Origin of the sequence: Paenibacillus kribbensis (genome assembly GCF_001705305.1) — a bacterium.
GTDB classification, from domain to species: domain Bacteria; phylum Bacillota; class Bacilli; order Paenibacillales; family Paenibacillaceae; genus Paenibacillus; species Paenibacillus kribbensis_B.
The window spans coordinates 86367-105068 of record NZ_MCBP01000002.1 but is presented as its reverse complement, the minus strand read 5'-3'; the positions used below and the strand labels follow the sequence as shown (position 1 = coordinate 105068).

The 18702-nt window shown below is 49.4% G+C and carries 15 protein-coding genes; 14 read left to right on the top strand and 1 reads right to left on the bottom strand.

Features of this window, described 5'->3' with window-relative positions:
- Positions 1–384: 384 nt before the first annotated feature.
- The gene (secA, locus tag BAZ21_RS03720; RefSeq protein WP_068497219.1) at positions 385–2835 is read left to right on the top strand and encodes a preprotein translocase subunit SecA; all 2451 of its coding nucleotides are present in this window, start codon (positions 385–387) and stop codon (positions 2833–2835) included.
- 175 nt (positions 2836–3010) lie between these two features.
- Here secA and BAZ21_RS03715 read toward each other — a convergent pair whose 3' ends face one another.
- Complete coding sequence (locus tag BAZ21_RS03715) at positions 3011–3244, bottom strand: hypothetical protein (RefSeq protein ID WP_068497218.1); 234 nt, start codon at positions 3242–3244, stop codon at positions 3011–3013.
- 45 nt (positions 3245–3289) lie between these two features.
- On the opposite strand from BAZ21_RS03715, the gene prfB reads away from it, so the two are divergent.
- The 13 genes from prfB to BAZ21_RS03650 all read left to right on the top strand — a co-directional run bounded on the left by prfB (position 3290) and on the right by BAZ21_RS03650 (position 18634).
- Positions 3290–4403, top strand: a protein-coding gene (gene prfB, locus BAZ21_RS03710; RefSeq protein WP_141694938.1) for a peptide chain release factor 2 whose coding sequence is annotated in 2 segments (ribosomal slippage) — positions 3290–3361 and positions 3363–4403 — 1113 coding nt in all. Because the reading frame shifts where the segments join, the coding sequence is not laid out codon by codon here.
- Between the two features lie 99 nt (positions 4404–4502).
- Positions 4503–5402: a YitT family protein gene (locus BAZ21_RS03705; protein ID WP_068497214.1), complete on the top strand. Its 900-nt coding sequence runs from the start codon at positions 4503–4505 to the stop codon at positions 5400–5402.
- A gap of 300 nt (positions 5403–5702) precedes the next feature.
- The gene (argC, locus tag BAZ21_RS03700) at positions 5703–6752 is read left to right on the top strand and encodes an N-acetyl-gamma-glutamyl-phosphate reductase (RefSeq protein WP_068497213.1); all 1050 of its coding nucleotides are present in this window, start codon (positions 5703–5705) and stop codon (positions 6750–6752) included.
- 105 nt (positions 6753–6857) lie between these two features.
- Complete coding sequence (gene argJ / locus BAZ21_RS03695) at positions 6858–8084, top strand: bifunctional glutamate N-acetyltransferase/amino-acid acetyltransferase ArgJ (protein ID WP_068497211.1); 1227 nt, start codon at positions 6858–6860, stop codon at positions 8082–8084.
- A gap of 90 nt (positions 8085–8174) precedes the next feature.
- Positions 8175–9014, top strand: a complete 840-nt coding sequence (gene argB, locus BAZ21_RS03690) for an acetylglutamate kinase (protein ID WP_068497209.1) — start codon at positions 8175–8177, stop codon at positions 9012–9014.
- A gap of 52 nt (positions 9015–9066) precedes the next feature.
- A complete protein-coding gene (locus tag BAZ21_RS03685) occupies positions 9067–10329 on the top strand; it encodes an acetylornithine transaminase (protein WP_068497207.1) in 1263 nt (420 codons plus the stop codon).
- A gap of 48 nt (positions 10330–10377) precedes the next feature.
- On the top strand, positions 10378–11334 hold the full coding sequence (gene argF, locus BAZ21_RS03680) for an ornithine carbamoyltransferase (protein ID WP_068497205.1): 957 nt from the start codon (positions 10378–10380) through the stop codon (positions 11332–11334).
- Positions 11335–11388: 54 nt separating this feature from the next.
- Positions 11389–12624 (top strand): argininosuccinate synthase, encoded by a 1236-nt coding sequence (locus tag BAZ21_RS03675; protein ID WP_010349641.1) that lies wholly within the window; start codon positions 11389–11391, stop codon positions 12622–12624.
- A gap of 89 nt (positions 12625–12713) precedes the next feature.
- Positions 12714–14126, top strand: a complete 1413-nt coding sequence (argH, locus tag BAZ21_RS03670; RefSeq protein WP_068497203.1) for an argininosuccinate lyase — start codon at positions 12714–12716, stop codon at positions 14124–14126.
- 394 nt (positions 14127–14520) lie between these two features.
- Positions 14521–14772 (top strand): hypothetical protein, encoded by a 252-nt coding sequence (locus BAZ21_RS03665; RefSeq protein ID WP_068497202.1) that lies wholly within the window; start codon positions 14521–14523, stop codon positions 14770–14772.
- A complete protein-coding gene (locus BAZ21_RS03660; protein ID WP_068497201.1) occupies positions 14765–17221 on the top strand; it encodes a glycosyltransferase family 2 protein in 2457 nt (818 codons plus the stop codon). The genes BAZ21_RS03665 and BAZ21_RS03660 overlap by 8 nt, the downstream gene beginning before the upstream one ends.
- Before the next feature lie 23 nt (positions 17222–17244).
- The gene (locus tag BAZ21_RS03655) at positions 17245–18252 is read left to right on the top strand and encodes a glycosyltransferase family 2 protein (protein WP_068497199.1); all 1008 of its coding nucleotides are present in this window, start codon (positions 17245–17247) and stop codon (positions 18250–18252) included.
- On the top strand, positions 18215–18634 hold the full coding sequence (locus BAZ21_RS03650; RefSeq protein WP_068497197.1) for a GtrA family protein: 420 nt from the start codon (positions 18215–18217) through the stop codon (positions 18632–18634). The genes BAZ21_RS03655 and BAZ21_RS03650 overlap by 38 nt, the downstream gene beginning before the upstream one ends.
- The last annotated feature ends 68 nt before the right edge of the window (positions 18635–18702 follow it).

Genomic DNA, 18702 nt, shown 5'->3' with positions numbered 1-18702 from the left:
TGAATAGTACAGTTTCAATGCAAGCATGCTTTATGGATATTAGCGAAAATGAAAATAACAACGAGCCTTATCCTTGCAAATCTGGCGGGGTAGGGCTCTTTTATATGTATGTTGTAAATGGAATAGGGTAATTTTAACTCGAATAAACGTAACCAAATGTGTATTTCATGCGTCAATTGCTCTGGTTTCTTTAACTGGATGCAATTCCTGAGGCTGCTTGTGTTGCGGCATGTCCTACAAACTGTTACAATTTATGCAAAGAACATCGCACGATGGGCTGGTACAGCCGGGCCTGTCAAACATATCGGGAATCAATTTCATCATGGACCCTTTCTTATTGTGAAATTGATTCTATTAATTTGTTTTGCGCGAAAGGGGTAAACCATGCTAGGAATTGTTAAAAAAATTTTTGGTGATACAAATGAACGTGACGTCAAACGTTTGATGAAGACGGTTGAACTGATCAATAAAATAGAGCCGGATTTTGAGAAGCTCTCGGATGAGGAGCTGAAAGCGAAGACGGCGGAGTTTAGAGAGCGGATTGAACAAGGTACTACGGCTGAAGAAATTCTGCCGGAAGCTTTTGCAACCGTTCGTGAAGCGTCCAAGCGGGTGCTGGGCAAACGTCATTATGACGTTCAGATGCTCGGCGGTATTGCGCTGCATGAAGGTAAAATTGCCGAAATGAAAACCGGTGAAGGTAAAACATTGGTAGGTACGCTGCCGGTTTATTTGAATGCACTGTTGGGTAAAGGTGTGCACGTGGTTACGGTCAATGACTATTTGGCACAGCGTGACAGCGGAGAAATGGGACAAATCTACAACTTCCTGGGGATGACTGTAGGGCTGAATTTGGCGAACATGGATCATGCCGCCAAGCAGGAAGCTTACGCCTGTGACATCACGTATGGTACGAACAATGAGTTTGGGTTTGATTATCTGCGCGATAATATGGTGCTTTACAAAGAGCAGATGGTACAGCGACCATTATACTTCTGTATCATTGATGAAGTGGATTCCATTCTCGTCGATGAGGCTCGTACACCATTGATTATTTCAGGACAAGCTCAAAAATCGACAGAGCTGTATTTCGCAGCTGACCGTTTTGTGAAGAGCCTGAATGTTGAAGAGGATTACACACTGGATATCAAGGTGAAGTCGGTTGCCTTGACCGAAAACGGCGTATCCAAGGCCGAAAATTTCTTCGGACTGGAAAATCTGTACGATCAGGAAAGCGTGACGATCAACCACCACATTGTACAGGCATTGAAGGCTAACGCTATTATGCGCCTGGATGTGGATTATGTCGTAGCTGACGGTGAAGTTCTGATTGTCGATGAGTTCACAGGTCGTCTGATGGCTGGACGTCGTTACAGTGATGGTTTGCATCAGGCCATTGAAGCGAAGGAAAACATCATTGTACAAAATGAAAGTATGACGCTGGCGACGATTACATTCCAAAACTACTTCCGTATGTACCGCAAATTGGCTGGTATGACGGGTACAGCGAAAACAGAAGAAGAAGAATTCAAAAAAATCTATGGTCTGGAAGTGCTCCAAATTCCAACGAATCGACCTAACCAGCGTGTAGATATGCCTGACGTTGTATACAAGAGCGTAAAAGGCAAATTCCATGCAGTAGTGGATGAAATTCTGGAGCGTAACAAAAAGAATCAGCCGGTATTGGTAGGTACGGTTTCTATCGAAAACTCGGAGCTGCTTTCTGAGATGCTGAAACGCAAAGGCGTTCGTCATAAAGTGCTTAACGCCAAGTATCACGCTGAGGAAGCGGAGATTATTTCACACGCAGGTGAAGCTGGCGCGGTTACTATCGCTACCAATATGGCAGGGCGCGGTACTGACATCGTACTGGGTGAAGGCGTATCAGAACTCGGTGGATTGCATATCATCGGTACAGAGCGTCATGAATCCCGTCGTATTGATAATCAGCTTCGCGGACGTGCAGGACGTCAGGGTGATCCAGGGTCCACGCAGTTTTACTTATCACTCGGCGATGAATTAATGAAGCGTTTTGGTGCGGATAACGTATTGAATATGATGGAGCGCTTGGGCTTTGAAGAAGACCAGCCAATCGAGAGCCGCATGATTACACGTGCTATCGAATCAGCGCAAAAACGCGTCGAAGGCAACAACTTTGATCAGCGTAAAGTCGTTCTCCAGTATGATGATGTCATGAACCAGCAGCGTGCTATTATCTACAAACAGCGCCGTGAAGTGCTGGAATCGGAGAACATTAAGGAAATTGTGTTTGATATGATCAAGCCTGTCATTGAGCGTGTGGTGGAAGCTCATTGCGGGGATGACATTCCTGAAAACTGGGAGCTTGAAGAAGTTGCAGAGTATGTAAATAACAACCTGCTTGAGGAAAATACACTGACTCGTGATGATCTGTGGGGCAAGGAAAGAGAAGAGATGGTAGATATGATCTTCGAGAAAGTTACCGACAGATACCACAGCCGTGAAGAAATGATTGGCGAAGATATGGTACGCGAGTTCGAGAAAGTTATCGTACTGCGTGCGGTTGATAGCAAATGGATGGATCATATTGATGCTATGGATCAATTGCGTCAAGGCATTCACTTGCGTGCTTACGGTGGTACTGATCCGTTGCGTGAATACCAATTTGAAGGCTTCGAAATGTTCCATGCTATGATCGCCAGCATCCAAGAGGAAGTTTCGACATACATCATGAAAGCACAAATTGAATCCAACCAAGAACGTCAGGCTGTCGTTGATGAAGATAAAATCTCGACGAGTGGCGAACCTGCTGCACCTAAAAAGAAATCCGCCCCTGCGCGTCCACGCAGAAGATAATGATTTGAATTAAAGAATTGATATAGAGATACACCATTCCGTGCAATGCGTATAATGGCAGACGGCAGTTCAAACACTGCCCGTCGGCCATTTTGTGCCATACAGGGGACGGATGCGCTCCCAATTCTTTTTAAAACAATTATGACAAATAAGCAGGTCCCTGCTTGTTTGTCAGTTAATTCAGCTCTTGACTCGGCTCACTTAACCAGAGCCAGTTATTTAAAAGCTGTTTGACTTTACGGCGGTCGGTAGCGAAGCGGAGGATTTGAATCTGGAGAAGCGCAAGCGTTCGCCTTTGCAGTGAGATGCCCACCTTTAAATGTGTTATTTCAATCAGGGCATCTCGCTGCAACAGCGATCGTAAGATCAAATCATTCGCGCAGCGTCTCCCCACCCAGCCGTAACTCACAACGCTTTCACTCCCCCTAACCACATATTAAAGGAGAATAACATCATGATTGATCCAAGTGTAAAACATGATTTACGAGAAATAGGCAAGAAACTAACAAACCTTAGGGGGTCTCTTTGACTTAGATCTCAAACAGGAAATGATCGCGAACTTTGAGGAAAAGATGGCTGCGCCTGATTTTTGGGATGATAACGAAAAGGCCCAAGGTGTAATTGCCGAAATGAATGCTGTTAAGTCTTCTGTGGACAGCTATGAACAGCTTCGTCAGGAATATGAAGACACAGGCATGATGGCTGAGCTGGCTGATGAGGAAGGCGATGAAGCACTGGTTGGAGAAATTGAAAACAGTGTTAGATCGCTGCTGAGCAAATTGCAGGAGTTTGAACTGCAGTTGCTTTTAAATCAGCCCTATGACAAGCTTAATGCTATTCTGGAGCTGCATCCGGGAGCAGGCGGTACCGAGTCCCAGGACTGGGGCCAAATGCTGCTACGCATGTATACACGCTGGGCAGAAAAACGGGGCTTCAAGGTGGAAACCCTGGATTATCTGGCAGGTGATGAAGCGGGGATCAAGAGTGTAACCCTGTTGATCAAAGGTTACAATGCCTACGGTTATCTTAAAGCGGAGAAAGGCGTGCATCGGCTTGTTCGCATCTCTCCATTTGATTCCTCCGGTCGTCGGCATACATCGTTCGTATCCTGTGATGTGGTTCCGGAAATTGCGGATGATGTGGATATTGAGATCCGCACGGAAGATCTTAAAATTGATACGTACCGGGCCAGCGGTGCGGGTGGTCAGCATATTAATACGACCGACTCAGCTGTTCGGATTACGCATTTGCCTACTGGTATTGTCGTGACTTGTCAAAATGAACGTTCCCAGATCAAGAACCGTGAACGTGCGATGACGATGCTTCGTTCCAAGCTCTATGAGCGCAAGATTGAAGAACAACGGCAACAATTGGACGAAATCCGTGGAGAACAGTCTGATATTGCATGGGGGAGCCAAATTCGCTCCTACGTGTTCCATCCATACAGTATGGTCAAAGATCATCGTACCAGCGTGGAAACAGGCAACGTAGGGGCTGTTATGGATGGCGATCTCGATCCGTTCATCGACGGTTACCTGCGCAGTCAAATTAAGCTGGACGCAGAATAATAGCCTGTACGTTTTCCTACAGAACCGCGGACCGGGTGCCTGCGGACTGTAGGAATTTTTGTGTATACGGTATTTTGAATTAAAGGAGAACATGAACTTATGTCTCAATTGAATCCTCCCGTTGCTCGCCGAAGACGCCGCAAGCCTTGGATTGCCGCCAGCGGCCCCGTACGTAATGTAACGGATATTTTGCTGATAATACTCGGGTCCTTCATTACAGCACTGACCTTCAATATGTTCCTGCTTCCAAACCGGATTGCGTCCGGTGGGGTATCGGGTTTGTCTATCGTGGGCGAGGAGCTGTTTGGTCTGGAACCGGCCTATACGCAATGGGGTATGAATATCCCCCTATTTATAGCAGGGGTGCTGCTGTTAGGGAAAAAGTACGGACTGCGCTCTCTGCTGGGGAGTATTATGCTGCCGCTATTCGTGTATGTGACCAAGGATTGGGCGGTTCCGACAACGAATCCGCTGCTGGCTTCGCTGTATGGCGGGATCGGAGTGGGTTTGGGATTGGGCACCGTATTTCGGGGCAGAGGCTCGACGGGCGGACTGGCTATTTTGGCGCAAATTATTCATAAATATACGGGCTTTAGCCTTTCTCTCTGTGTCATGCTAATGGATGGCACGGTCATTACATTGGCTGGCTTTACCCTGTCCCCGGAGCGGGCATTGTATGCATTGATTGGCCTGTTTGTAACAGGCAAGGTCATTGATGCTGTGGAAATGGGGCTAAGCTATTCCAAGGTGGCCTACATCATATCCAACCAGAAGGAAACGATCACACAGGCCATATTGCAGGACTTGGATCGGGGATTGACAGAGCTGGCAGGACGTGGAGGTTACACGAATGAGGAACGCCCTGTACTTATGGTTGTGGTCGGGCAAAACGAGGTAACTCGTCTCAAAACGCTCGTCCGCTTGGTAGATCCGGAAGCTTTTGTGATCATTAGTAACACGCGTGAAGTGCTGGGAGAAGGTTTTAAGAAGGAAAGCTAAAAACAGGAGTGACCTGCTGGAAACCCCCGTCTTATCAGACGAGGGTTTTTTGTGGTTACCAGTGAAGCGTTCAACTGAATAAAGCCTCTTTCTTTATGCAGAACGTCGGACTGTACCCAAGAGACTTCCTGTCTCTTTTTTTATTTCTTTGTTTATAGTCTGCATAGCTTGTCCGTCAAAAGAATAGGCAGGAGCGGTAATTTTAAATTTGCGGTAAAACATTACATGAGTGTGTTGTATTTATATGAATAGAGTCGTATAATAATACATATTTCATAGGAACGGAATGGAGGAAGGTCTGTGAGCAGCAAGCTAAAAGTGGCAATTGTCGGTTCCACCGGGTATGGCGGGGTGGAGCTCATTCGTTTTTTGGTTCATCATCCGCAGGTAGAGATTGTATCTGTTATATCTTCGTCCAGCGCGGGTGTCCCGATCAGTGACGGGTTTCCACATCTGACGGACATTGTGGTGCAGGATTTGGACGGTGTCGATATCCACGAAATTGCTGCCAAGGCCGATCTGGTTTTTACAGCTACGCCATCGGGCGTTAGCACCCAACTGGTGCCGCAGCTTCTGGATGCCGGACTGAAGGTCATTGATCTATCCGGGGACTTCAGGCTCCGAAGCGGGGAAACGTATGAAGCATGGTATAAAAAGCCTGCGGCTTCCTCCGAATATCTCAAGCAAGCGGTATATGGACTCAGCGAGGTGTATGCAGAAAAGCTTGCGGGTGTTTCTTTTATTTCTAATCCGGGCTGCTATCCAACGGCAACACTGCTAGGGATTATCCCTGCCCTGAAGGCGGATTGGATCGACCATCGGACGCTGATTGTGGATGCCAAGTCCGGGGTATCCGGCTCTGGACGAGGAACAAGTCTTGTTTCGCATTATGCGGAAATGAACGAGAACTTTAAGGCTTATAAGGTGAACAAGCATCAGCATATCCCTGAAATCGAACAGGTTCTGGGTGATATTGCGGGCGAGGATGTTACGGTCACGTTTACGACACAGCTTGTGCCTATGACCCGGGGAATTATGAGTACAATCTATGTCACGTTGAAAGGTGACCATACGGATCAGGATCTTATCGGGCTATACCGAGATTACTATAAAAATCATCCATTTGTTCGTGTACGTGGCGAAGGTGTATGGCCGGCGACGAAGGAAGTATTTGGCTCGAATTATTGTGATATCGGTTTTGCAGCAGATGCCCGAACCGGGCGCCTTACGATTATTTCTGTCATTGATAATGTTGTGAAGGGTGCCGCCGGACAGGCGATTCAGAATTTAAATTTGATGATGGGATGGGAGGAGAACCTCGGGCTGGGCTTCATACCGGTATATCCGTAAGTAGCAAGTAACCGCAACAGGTTGCGGGGAACGACAGCAGGCAGGTTTGGGAACGCAAGCTTAGCTGTTACTCATCCCATATGTTGCGTACGAGGGCACATAATTATGAGTAAAGTAGGGTTTACAGTAGTAAATGGGGGCAACATCGTAACTCCGCGTGGCTTTACAGCCGGGGGATTGCACTGCGGACTGAAAAATACAGACCGCAACGATATTGGCGCAATTCGTTGCGAGGTAGAGGCGACGGCTGCTGCGGTGTACACCACCAATGTGTTTCAGGCTGCACCGCTGAAGGTGACCCGCGAGAGCTTGGCGGATGGCCGTTTGCAGGCGGTAGTGGTGAATAGCGGGAATGCCAATGCCTGCACGGGGCATCAAGGGGAGCAGGATGCCTACGCTATGCGTGCGGCTACGGCTCGTGAGCTGGAGGTTGCCGAGAGCAATGTAGCCGTTGCTTCGACTGGCGTGATTGGTGAGCATTTGAAAATGGATCGTGTGCTTGGCGGTATATCGTTATTACCTGACCGCGTGAACGGGGAAAGCGATGGAGCGGAGCAATTTTCCCAGGCCATTCTGACGACAGATTTGGTGAAAAAGGAAGCGTGCGTGGCGGTTGAAGTGGATGGTGTGACGGTGCACATCGCCGGGGCGGCGAAGGGCTCGGGCATGATTCATCCGAATATGGCAACGATGCTGGCTTTTATGACTTGTGATGCAGCCATCGGGCAGGCGGCGCTTCACCAGCTCCTAAAGCAGGCGACGGATACGAGCTTTAATATGATTACAGTAGATGGCGATACAAGTACCAACGATATGCTGATCGCTATGGCAAGCGGGCTGGCGGGCAACCGCGAGTTGGATACAGGTCATCCCGATTGGGAGGCTTTTGCCGAGGCGTTCACCTATATCTGCCGGGAGCTGGCGAAGGCGATTGCTCGCGATGGAGAAGGTGCTACGAAGCTGGTAGAGGTGTCTGTGAGCGGGGCGGTAAGCGATGCGTCTGCACAGGCGATAGCCAAGACGGTGATCGGGTCCAGTCTGGTGAAGTCAGCCGTTTTCGGCGCAGACGCCAACTGGGGACGCATTATCGCAGCCGTCGGGCGTGCTGGAGAGCCGGTGAATCCAGATACGGTAGACATCCGCCTGGGTGATATTATCGTGCTGAGCCAATCCAGTCCGGTCGTTTTTGATGAAGCCGAGGCACTTTCCTATTTGCGGGGAGACATGGTGCGAATTGTCGTTGATTTGCATCACGGCAACGGGACTGCTACAGCCTGGGGCTGTGACTTAACTTATGATTATGTGCGGATTAACGCTGCATATCGGACATAAATGCAAGGAATAAGTACGGAACAAAACGGGTTAAATCTGGCATCATTTTAAAATTGCATGGACTGTGCAGAGGAGAAAAGGAGAGATGATATGCAATCAGCAACGGAACACGCGGATCAAGCCAATCAAGCCGGAGTGGCACGTCGTAATTTTGTGATGAAATGCGGAGGAAGTACGCTGGCTGCGCTGCCTGATTCCTTTTTTGACGACTTGGCCCGTTTGCAGTCGGAAGGTCTTCAGCCTGTCATTGTACATGGCGGGGGGCCCGCGATCTCTGACAATTTGGCGAAACTGGGAATCGAAACAGAGTTCATTAATGGATTGCGTAAAACGACTGAACCTGTGCTGGATGTCGTGGAAATGGTGCTGGCGGGCAACATTAACAAGCAGATTGTACGCAGAATAGGGATGCACGGAGGGCGAGCGTTGGGGTTGTCAGGCAGTGATGGCTATTTAATCGAAGCAAAGCCTGTGCCGAATGCCGCAGAGGTCGGTTGGGTCGGAGAGGTAACGTCTGTTCAAGCTTCGATTATTACAGGTGTGCTGGATATGGACTATATGCCTGTGATTGCACCTATTGGCATTGATCGATCTGGTCAGCGTTACAACATTAATGCCGATACAGCGGCGGGTGCAGTGGCCTCTCATCTCGGCGTCAGCCGGATGATTGTTGTTACGGATGTACCAGGCATATTGAAAAAGAATGGAGTAGAAAAGAAGGTACTGGACTCCATCACTGTACAGGAGATTGAAGATATGATCAGCACGGGTGAAATCTACGGGGGCATGATCCCAAAAGTGAGGGCGGCTATTGCCTGCATCCACGGAAAAGTGAAGGAAGTCGTTATTGTGAATGGCAGTGAACCGCAGGTACTGAGCCGTGTGCTGGGCGGGGAATCAATTGGAACGCGCATCGTGCGTATGCAGTAATTGTGATATAAGGAAGCCTGTATAACCAAACAAAAAAAGGAGCGTGAACAACATGAGTAAGGAGTCTAATGCACTGGTGAGCGAGGAATTGCCAAATACGGATGCAATCGGAGTGCGCACGGAAAAGGTAGCGGCAGAAGCGCAGCCGCAAAGCTCTCTTTTTCCAACCTACGCAAGATATCCGCTGTCACTGGTCAAAGGTCAAGGAAGCTGGCTGTGGGATGATCAGGGCAAGCGTTATCTGGATTTCATGTCAGGCATTGCCGTTACCAATCTCGGGCATGCCCCTCAGGCTGTAGCTGAGCGTTTGAAAAAACAGATTGATGAACTGTGGCATGTATCCAATCTGTTTCATATTCCGGGGCAGGAACGGGCGGCAGCTTTGCTGACTGCCAATAGCAGCGCGGATGCTGTATTTTTCTGCAATAGCGGAGCAGAAGCGAATGAAGCTGCGATTAAGCTGGCGCGTCGGTATCATCAAAAAGTAAAGCAGACTGCCCGCTACGAGATCATTACGTTCACGCAATCCTTTCACGGGCGGACACTGGCAACCCTGACCGCTACCGGTCAGGATAAAGTTAAAGAGGGATTTTTGCCGCTTCCTGCCGGGTTTAAAAGCGTTTCACTTCATGATCAGGCTGCGCTTGAAGCGGCCATCAGTGAAAATACGGCGGCCATTATGCTGGAAATGGTGCAGGCTGAAGGCGGCATGTATCCGGTAGACCCTGCTTTCGTAGACGTGATTACCAAGCTGTGCCGCGAGCATGGCTTGCTGCTGATCATTGATGAGGTGCAAACAGGCATGGGACGGACAGGTAAGCTGTTTTCCTTCGAGCATTATGGCATAGAGCCGGATATCTTTACATTGGCGAAGGGACTGGGCAGTGGCTTTTCTGTAGGTGCGATGCTGGGCAAAGGATATTTGCGTGAAGCGTTCACGGCGGGCAGCCACGGTTCCACCTTTGGTGGTACGCCGCTCGCGATGGCAGCGGTTCAGGCTACCATTGAAACGATTATAGATGACAAACTGCCAGAACGTGCAGCTGAGATGGGCGAATATTTGTTCCATAGCCTGCAAAAGCAGCTTGGAGATATTCCTTTTGTGAAGGATATCCGCGGAAAAGGGCTGATGGTCGGCATTGAGTGTGCAGAGCCGGTAGCAGAGCTTGTTTTGGCAGGACAGCAGAAGGGAATTCTGTTCATTACAGCAGGACCAAACGTGATTCGCCTGTTGCCTAACCTGTATGTAACGAAGGATGAAATTGATCAGGCTGTAACACTGATTGCTGAATTGATTCGGGAGCATGTGGCTTAGTTTTAAAGATCAAATCATCCAGATTAAAGTGTAAAAGGAGACGATAGCATGAGCCAGAGCGGCGCACTGCAGCAGATGAATTTGAAGGGGCGGGACTTCCTTGAGCTGGATGACTACAGGGCAGAGGAAATCCAGTATTTAATTGATCTCGCCATCGAAATCAAGCGTAAGCACAAAAACGGAGAAACCTATCAGCCGCTACAGGGGAAAACACTTGGACTGATTTTCGAAAAATCCTCCACACGTACACGGGTATCCTTTGAAGTTGGGATGTATCAATTGGGCGGGCACGCCCTTTTCCTCAGCAAAAATGACATTCAACTGGGACGCGGCGAACCCATTAGCGACATGGCACAAGTGATGTCACGTTATCTGGACGGCATTATGATCCGTACCTTTGGGCACGATAATGTCGTAGAATTGGCACGTTATGCATCCGTTCCTGTGATCAACGGCTTGAGCGATTTGGCGCATCCATGTCAGGTGCTGGCTGATTATCAAACCTTGTATGAGCAAAAGGGTAAGCTAAAAGGACTCAAATTGGCTTACATCGGGGATGGCAACAATATGGCGCATTCTCTTTTGATTGGTGGAGCGAAGCTCGGAGTGCATGTATCGATTGCAAGTCCTGCCGGATATGAGCCCGACCCGAGTGTCGTTGCAGCTTCCCGTGAGATTGCCAAACAGACAGGTAGTGAAATTGTTATAACCCAAAGTCCGCAAGAAGCGGTAAAGGATGCGGATGCAATTTATACGGATGTATGGGCGAGCATGGGCTTTGAGGAAGAGCAAAAGGAGCGTGAGCTTGCTTTTGCCGACTTCCAGGTGAATGAGGAGCTGGTCAAGCTGGCGAAGCCGGATTATTTGTTCCTGCACTGTCTGCCTGCACATCGTGGGGAAGAAGTGAGTGCGGGTGTCATTGACGGTCCGAATTCGGTCATTTTTGATGAAGCGGAAAATCGCCTGCATGCGCAAAAAGCGCTGTTGGTTGCTTTGCTGGGGTAAGGAAGATAGGTAAGGAAGATAAAGGCTAGAAGCATTTTGGGGAGGACTTTAATCATGGCAAAAGAAAAAATCGTACTCGCATATTCCGGCGGTCTGGATACGTCGGTCATTCTGAAATGGCTCAAGGAAACGTATGATGCCGAAATCATCGCATTTACCGCTGATATCGGTCAGAAGGAAGAACTGGACGGTTTGGAGGAAAAAGCGCTCGCTACGGGAGCTTCCAAAGTGTACATTGATGATCTGCGTGATGAATTCGCCAAGGATTTTATTTATCCGATGTTTCAGGCGGGTGCTTTGTATGAAGGACAATATTTGCTCGGAACGAGTATTGCACGTCCATTGATCGCCAAGCGGATGGTCGATATTGCGATTGCCGAGGGAGCAACAGCGATCGCTCATGGCGCAACAGGTAAAGGCAACGATCAGGTGCGCTTCGAGCTGAACGCGGCGGCGTTGACGCCGGATATCAAGGTGATTGCACCTTGGCGGCTGGAAGAGTTCCGCAATCAGTTCCCGGGCCGGGCAGAAATGATTGCCTATGCTGAAAAACATAATATTCCGGTAACCGCTTCTGCAGCCAAGCCGTACTCCATGGACCGCAACCTGCTGCATATCAGCTATGAAAGCGGTGTGCTGGAGGACCCTTGGTTTGATCCGAGCGCTCCTGAAAATAAAGAGATGTTCTTGCTCAGCAACGCGCCAGAGGACGCTCCTGATGAAGCGGAATATTTGGAGCTGGAATTTGAAGCAGGCAACTGCGTCGCTTTGAACGGAGAGCAGTTGACTCCACTACAGGTGATGGAAAAGCTGAATGAACTGGGCGGCAAGCACGGCATCGGACGTGTGGATATGGTGGAGAACCGTTTTGTGGGCATGAAGAGCCGCGGAGTCTACGAGACACCGGGCGGTACGATCCTGTTCACAGCTCACCGCAAAATGGAATCCATCACGATGGATCGCGAAGTTATGAATTTGCGTGACAGTCTGATTACCCGTTATGCTACCTTGGTGTACAACGGGTTCTGGTTCGCGCCGGAACGTGTGGCTTTGCAGGCTTTGGTTCATGAGAGCCAGAAAAATGTCAGTGGTACGGTGCGCGTGAAGCTGTACAAAGGCAATATTATCGGCGCAGGCGTCAAAAGTCCGGTTAGCTTGTACAACCCGGATATTGCGACAATGGAAGCCGATCCGACACAAGCCTACGATCAAGGCGATGCAACAGGCTTCATCCGGTTGAATGCTTTGCGTTTGAAGGTTAATGCGGGCGTCACAAAAAATCATAAATAATGATGTAATCTAAAAAAAATGTACGGAATGCGGGCCGTTCTTGTCCAAACGACGAGGGCGGCTTGTTATTGCAGAGAGGGGATTATGCAATGAGTAAGTTATGGGGCGGGCGTTTTACAAAGCAAACGAACAAGCTGGTAGAGGAATACACGGCTTCCATCGGATTTGATAAAGCGTTGGCAGAAGAGGATATTCAAGGAAGCTTGGCCCATGTAGCCATGCTGGGCAAATGCGGCATTATCCCGCAAGCGGATGCCGACACGATCAAGGAAGGGCTGCACACGGTGCGGGAGCGCATCCGTCGTGGCGAGATTGAATTTTCCGTTTCGGACGAGGATATTCACATGAATATCGAAAAAAATCTGATCGAAGCTATTGGTCCGGTTGGCGGTAAGCTGCACACAGGCCGCAGCCGCAACGATCAGGTAGCCACGGATATGCACTTGTATTTGCGTGGCCGTGTCGTATCGCTGGTGGGGATGCTGCATGACGTGCAAGCCGCATTAATCGGACAGGCGAAAGACAATCTGGGCACGATTGTACCTGGATACACACACTTGCAGCGTGCGCAGCCGATTTTATTTGCACATCATTTGCTCGCATATGTATCTATGTTGGAGCGTGATATTGACCGTCTTAAGGACAGCTACAAGCGTATCAATGTGTTGCCGTTAGGTGCTGGCGCTTTGGCAGGAACCACCTTCCCGATCGACCGTCATTTTGTAGCTGAGCAGCTCGGGTTTGATGGCGTATATGAAAATAGTCTGGATGCCGTCAGCGACCGGGATTTTATAGTAGAGTTCCTGGCTGGAGCCTCGCTGATTATGACGCATTTGTCTCGTCTGAGCGAGGAACTGGTGCTGTGGAGCAGCACGGAGTTTGGCTTCGTGGAGCTGGATGATGCCTTTTGCACAGGCAGCAGCATTATGCCGCAGAAGAAGAACCCGGACGTACCGGAGCTGGTACGCGGTAAAACCGGACGTGTCTACGGCAATCTCATGGGCTTGCTAACCGTTCTGAAATCCTTGCCACTGGCATACAACAAAGACATGCAGGAGGACAAGGAAGGCATGTTTGATACCGTTGCTACGCTGGAAGGAGCGCTGCAGCTGTTCGCACCGATGATCGCCACGATGAAGGTGAACAAGGATCGTATGCGTCAAGCGGTCAATCAAGATTTCTCGAACGCAACGGATATTGCGGATTTTCTGGTCGGCAAGGGACTTCCTTTCCGTCAGGCGCATGAGGTCATCGGCAAAACCGTGCTGTATTGTATTCAGCACGGCAAATATTTGCTTGATCTGACACTGGAGGAATTCCAGCAGTTCTCCGATTTGTTCGACGACCGCATTTATGAGGTGCTTCAACCAGAGGCAGTAGTGAACGCACGGAATGTATATGGCGGAACAGCTACAGGGCAGGTACAGGCAGCCATTGGACGCAGTGAGCAGCTCCTGGCGAACACGTCAGCCTGGTTTGAAGAACACCAACGTAGTAACTAAATCAGCAAAATAGGAATTTCAAGTTTTGTTCAAGAGAGGGCACCGTTCGCGGTGCCTTTTGTGTTTTTTAAGGCATATGTAAGTAGTTCTAAATACCTGGTCATACATAAGTATGAAAGATTGAATAGTTTATATTATTGTATACCTACTTCTGACATAATTATGGTAGAATAGCACTAAGTTTTTAAAGGTAGACCCAATTAGCCAGAACGGACCCATTTTTACATAGCTGAGTTTAGGTCGGAAAGAGCTCTTTCCGACCGGAAAATTTGCATCAATGTGTAAACGATTGGTATATATAAGAAATATAAGGATGTTCTGATATGCGTAACGGATGGATCATCGAAGTAGTGATATGTTCAAGGGACAGAGTTGGGACCGTACAGGAGGTATTATGAGAAGTAAAAGAACGGCACGGAAGTTAAAGAGCGCATGGATCGGTTATCGTGCTTCTGACGCCGAACAACTGGTGTTTTCATTGAATGAGGAGCGGATGCAAGCGGAGAAGTTGCTGCGTGAGGAACGGGAGCTTTTTCACGCGGCGCTGGAACGGAAAAAGCAGCGGGATGCGGAGCTGAAGCAGTTGCTTGCGGACGCGCTCGCCGAAGAGCGGCGCTGGATTGAAAGGGCGGGAATCCATGGGTGACAAGCTTAGGTGGCAGATTGGCGGAGTGTCGATTCGCCAAACCAAGAAAAGAATAAAAGAAGAGCGTCAACTGATCGCTCAGCTGCAGCAGCAGCTGGAAGCCCAGCGGTCGGAGCAAGCTCCGGTGCTGTACAAGCTTGATTTTCATATCGAAGAGCTGGAACGGCGACTTCAGGATACAGAGCTTCGCATCCAGGCTATCAAGAACGCTGATGATTCAGCAGCAGTGGAGCCATTGCTGGATGAAGGCATGCAGGCTGGACAGGCACAGGAGGCGCAAGTCCAGTACGCTTCCGGGCAGCAGGAACAGGCAGCAGGCGCCGCTGTAGGAGCGGCCTCCAGCATGGCAGACGCGGCAGATGGAGAGATTTTCACTGGAGCCCAAAGCGGACGAAACGGTAAAGCCCGTCTGGGGGATCAACTGGTGGAGAACGGGCTGATTACCCGGGATCAGCTGGCGGACGCCATCCGAAACCAGAAGCGTTATGGTGGCAGGCTGGGTGACATTCTCGTGGAGATGGGCTTCATTACAGTCGGGGAGCTGCAGCAGCAGGTTAGCGGGGACGAGTCCAAGGAACGATTAGGCGATATGCTGGTTCGTTCCGGCTATATTTTACCCGAGCAGCTAGAGCGTGCACTGGAGTTCCAGGCGAAGAGCGGCGGGCTGCTCGGCGACATTTTACTGTCATTGCGAATGCTGGAACCCGCGGATTTGTACCGCGCGATTGCTACACAGAACCGTATCGGCCGTATCGGTGAGGAATTAGCGCTGGATGCTGCCTATAAGCTGCCCGAGCAGGTGGCTATGGCTTATGGTGTGGTCGTCATTCATCAATATATGAACCGCTATATTGTGGCGGTCAGTGACCCGCTGCCGGAAGAGCGACGCTTGAAGCTGGAGGAAATCCTCGGTATGCCGGTAGAGCAAGTGCTGGCGACCAAGGAAGAGATGGAGCAGCTCTGGGGTAAAATTTACGGCGAAGAAATGATGCAGGAGAGCACGACCGGACTGCTGGAAAAAGAGCCGCACAATTCGGCGCGCACGACCTTTACGAAGGGACAGCTATGGGTGTTCACGGCGATGGGCGTAATTACACTGCTCGGCCTCTTCTGGAACAGTTGGAAAACGGTGCTGATTATCAATATGATGATTCAGCTGTTTTATTTTGCTATGACCCTTTTCAAATTCGGCATTATCTATCTCGGTTCCCGGCGTGCAGCGCAGCTTCGCTTCACGAAGGAAGAGGTTGACGCCATGGATGAAAAAAAGCTGCCGATCTATACGGTTCTTGTACCGATGTACAAGGAGGCTGGCGTGCTTCCGATGCTTTTGCGGAATTTGGAGCAGCTGGATTATCCCAAGTCCAAGCTGGATGTGCGGTTGCTAATTGAAGAGGATGACATTGAGACGATTGAGCTGCTTCGCGAAATGAAGCTGCCTGCCTATTATACGACACTGATCGTTCCTGACGGCTTGCCGAAAACCAAGCCAAAGGCATGTAATTACGGGCTAATTCGGGCACGTGGCGAATTTGTCGTCATTTACGATGCCGAGGACCGTCCCGACGCTGACCAGCTTAAAAAGGTCATTGCGGCGTTCGACTCACTTCCTGAGAATTATGCATGTATTCAAGCGAAGCTCAATTATTTTAACAGCACGCAAAATTTGCTCACTCGCTGGTTTACTCAAGAATACAGTATGTGGTTCGAATTGCTGCTGCCAGGCATTATGCAGCTAGATACCCCAATTCCGCTCGGCGGCACGTCCAATCATTTTCGGGTATCTGTATTAAAAGATATCAACGCATGGGACCCCTACAATGTAACCGAGGATGCCGATTTGGGCATACGTCTGTATAAAGGCGGCTATAAAACCGCCATTGTCGACTCCCGTACATGGGAGGAGGCCAACAGCCGCGTCGGCAACTGGATTCGTCAGCGGTCACGCTGGATCAAGGGTTATATGCAGACATGGCTGGTTCATATGCGCAATCCGGTTAAATTGGTGCGTGAAGTGGGCTGGAAAGGTTTTTTCGGTTTCCAGGTCATGATTCTGGCAACTCCAATGCTGCCTTTGCTGAACCCGATTTTTTGGGGCTTGCTTATTTTATGGTTCGGCTGGGAATTGTCTTTTATTCCCAAGCTGTTTCCGGGTTATGTGTATTACCTGGCCAGCGCGGAATTTTATATCGGCAACTTTCTGTTCGTATTCAGTAATGTGGCCGGCATGTATTGGGTCATCGGGGAGCTGGAAGAGCGTGGTGAACGAACATTTTCATACTCGATGGTCAAATACGGGCTGCTTTCGCCAATATATTGGGTACTTATGAGTATAGCTGCGGTAAAAGCAGCCTGGCAGCTCATTACCAAACCGTTCTATTGGGAGAAGACGACACATGGTCTGACCGATATGCACGACTTGGATGATGCCCCGGCACAGTCCTCCTGAATATGAAGAGAGAAGGAGCAAGAATGGAGACAAAAACCCCCTTTTTATCCGTCGTCATTCCCATGTACAATGAAAGCTCGCATTTGGAGCGTTCACTCACGGTAATTGATGGAGTATTGTCTGTTGTCACCTCACGCTATGAGCTGATTATCGTAGATGATGGTTCCAAAGACGATACGTGGCTCAAACTGTCCGAATTGTCCCGTCGCATGCCCTCTTTGCTCGCGCTGCGGCTGAGCCGGAACTTTGGCAAGGAGCTGGCACTGTGCGCAGGTTTGGAAAATGCCTCCGGCGATGCGATCATCGTCATGGACGGCGATTTACAGCATCCTCCTGAGATGATCGGGGAAATGGTGCGTTTATGGCAGAATGAAGGTTATGATCTGGTGGAATGTGTGAAGGAATTCAGGGGAGAAGAGTCGGTGGGCAAAAAGCTCGGTGCTTCATTGTTTTACGCGACCTTGAACCGTCTGACGGGCTTTAACCTGAAGGATGCTTCTGATTATAAGCTTTTGGATCGTCGGGTCGTGGATGCCTGGATGGCGATGCCGGAGCGGATGCCGTTTTTTCGCGGAATGACGGCTTGGCTTGGCTTCCGCAAAGCCCAGATTTCGTTCCGGGTAGCTCCACGGGAGCAAGGTCCAAGCCGTTGGAGTCCGTTTGGGCTGTTTCGGCTGGCAGCAGAAGCGATCGTTTCGTTTTCAACCGTACCGCTGCGGGTAGTAAGTTTGATGGGAATCATTTTTATGCTGATTTCAGTCGTCTTGGGGATTCAAACCTTGATGCGCAAATTAATGGGTGACGCTGTGACCGGTTTTACCACTGTCATATTGCTGCTCTTGATCATTGGCAGTGTCCTCATGCTGTCCATTGGAGTAGTAGGAGAATATATTGCCGCCATATATCACGAAGTCAAAGCCCGACCCCGTTATCTAATCGCGGACAAACGGGCGAATGCTGACCGATTGTGGGTGGATAGGGAGTTTAATCAACATGATCAGACGTTCATATCTAAAGTATCCAATCATTAAATACGGTATTGTGGGGTTGCTGGGTACAGGTATTCATGTCGGTGTACTTGTGCTGCTGGTGGAGCTGTTTAAGGTCCCTGCGGTAACAGCTACTACGATAGGATTTGTGGTGACGTTGTGCGTTTCGTACGTGCTGAATCGGAACTGGACATTCGAACCCACCGGCGAGGGGAGCCGCACACAATTTCTTAAATATTTGTTGGTCTGCTCCTGTGGTCTGCTCTTGAATGCAGGTCTTATGTACGTAACGATTCACTGGATCGGTTGGTCGTATCTGATTGGTGAAGTGCTGACTACCATCATCGTGCCCATTCATAATTACCTCTGGAATCGCTATTGGATTTTCTCCGTTCCGCAAAAGCATCAGAAAGAGGCTTCATAATTTTAAAAAACACGGAAAAACGTTCGAATCATGCAGCTATAGGTTGGAAGATAAGGCTATAGCTGCAA

What these genes read in the sequence shown, in the direction of transcription:
- secA (WP_068497219.1), top strand. Translation starts at nt 385, where the DNA reads ATGCTAGGAATTGTTAAAAAAATTTTTGGTGATACAAATGAACGTGAC.
- BAZ21_RS03705 (WP_068497214.1), top strand. Translation starts at nt 4,503, where the DNA reads ATGTCTCAATTGAATCCTCCCGTTGCTCGCCGAAGACGCCGCAAGCCT.
- argJ (WP_068497211.1), top strand. Translation starts at nt 6,858, where the DNA reads ATGAGTAAAGTAGGGTTTACAGTAGTAAATGGGGGCAACATCGTAACT.
- argB (WP_068497209.1), top strand. Translation starts at nt 8,175, where the DNA reads ATGCAATCAGCAACGGAACACGCGGATCAAGCCAATCAAGCCGGAGTG.
- BAZ21_RS03685 (WP_068497207.1), top strand. Translation starts at nt 9,067, where the DNA reads ATGAGTAAGGAGTCTAATGCACTGGTGAGCGAGGAATTGCCAAATACG.
- argF (WP_068497205.1), top strand. Translation starts at nt 10,378, where the DNA reads ATGAGCCAGAGCGGCGCACTGCAGCAGATGAATTTGAAGGGGCGGGAC.
- BAZ21_RS03675 (WP_010349641.1), top strand. Translation starts at nt 11,389, where the DNA reads ATGGCAAAAGAAAAAATCGTACTCGCATATTCCGGCGGTCTGGATACG.
- argH (WP_068497203.1), top strand. Translation starts at nt 12,714, where the DNA reads ATGAGTAAGTTATGGGGCGGGCGTTTTACAAAGCAAACGAACAAGCTG.
- BAZ21_RS03665 (WP_068497202.1), top strand. Translation starts at nt 14,521, where the DNA reads ATGAGAAGTAAAAGAACGGCACGGAAGTTAAAGAGCGCATGGATCGGT.
- BAZ21_RS03660 (WP_068497201.1), top strand. Translation starts at nt 14,765, where the DNA reads ATGGGTGACAAGCTTAGGTGGCAGATTGGCGGAGTGTCGATTCGCCAA.
- BAZ21_RS03655 (WP_068497199.1), top strand. Translation starts at nt 17,245, where the DNA reads ATGGAGACAAAAACCCCCTTTTTATCCGTCGTCATTCCCATGTACAAT.
- BAZ21_RS03650 (WP_068497197.1), top strand. Translation starts at nt 18,215, where the DNA reads ATGATCAGACGTTCATATCTAAAGTATCCAATCATTAAATACGGTATT.